The organism is Microbacterium resistens NBRC 103078 (genome assembly GCF_001552355.1).
GTDB classification, from domain to species: domain Bacteria; phylum Actinomycetota; class Actinomycetes; order Actinomycetales; family Microbacteriaceae; genus Microbacterium; species Microbacterium resistens.
Genome location: NZ_BCRA01000223.1, coordinates 1 through 1,085 on the forward strand (window position 1 = coordinate 1; position 1,085 = coordinate 1,085).

Here is a 1,085-nt window from a genome sequence, read left to right on the forward strand (position 1 = left end):
TGTACCCGGCCATGAGGTTGGTGGCGGTTCGAGTCTTGTGAATGGGGAGAACCTCCGGGCCTAGTGGAGATGTCTTACGTCTTCACGAACTCGGAGGTTCTCGTGTCTCACCGTAATGCCCGCTTGACCGTGCACGGCAGGCTGCTGATCGTCCAACGCGCTCGTGCCGGGTGGAAGCAGGCGCATATCGCCGCGGCGATGGGGGTGTCGCGGCGCTGCGTGAAGCGGTGGCTGGATCGCTATCGGGCCGAGGGCGAGGCCGGTCTCCATGACCGCTCCTCACGTCCTCACCACATCGCTAACCGCACACCCGATGTCACGGCGGCCGCGGTGGTGGCGATCCGGGAGGAGGAACGAATCGGGCGCGATGAGCTCGCAGCGCGCACCGGGGTGCCGGCGCGGACGGTGTCCCGCATCCTCGCCCGGGCGGGGCTGCCTCGTCTGGCCGAGCTGGACCCGATGACCGGGGAGCGGATCCGCGCGTCGAAGACCACCGCGATACGCTACGAACGCGCCCGGCCCGGCGAGCTGGTGCACATGGATGTGAAGAAACTAGGCCGCATCCCCGATGGCGGCGGGTGGAAGGCGAACGGTCGTGCCGACAGCCGGAGCACGGTGCAGAAGAAGACCCGTAACGGCTATGACTATGTGCACTCGGTCATCGACGACAACTCCCGGCTTGCGTACTCAGAGGTACTCCCGGATGAGAAGGGCCCGACCTGCGCCGCGTTCCTCGAGCGCGCGATCGGCTACTTCGCCGCTCACGGCATCCCCCGGATCGAGCGGCTGATCACCGACAACGCATGGGCTTACCGCTACTCCCTACGCGAGGTCTGCGCGGTACACGGCATCCGGCAGAAGTTCATCCGACCACATTGCCCGTGGCAGAACGGGAAGGTCGAGAGGTTCAACCGCACCCTGCAGGCCGAATGGGCCTACCGGCAACCATTCACCTCGAACGACGTCCGCACCGCAGCTCTTGACCCCTGGCTCGAGCACTACAACACTGGACGACGCCACTCAGCCCTCGGAGGCAAACCCCCTATCAGCCGACTGCAACCAACGTCCTGACCCGGTACACCTAG

At 65.9% G+C, this 1,085-nt stretch carries 1 protein-coding gene; it reads left to right on the forward strand.

What is annotated here, in order from left to right:
• Positions 1–102: 102 nt before the first annotated feature.
• Complete coding sequence (locus tag MR1_RS19125; RefSeq protein ID WP_157518417.1) at positions 103–1,071, forward strand: IS481 family transposase; 969 nt, start codon at positions 103–105, stop codon at positions 1,069–1,071.
• The last annotated feature ends 14 nt before the right edge of the window (positions 1,072–1,085 follow it).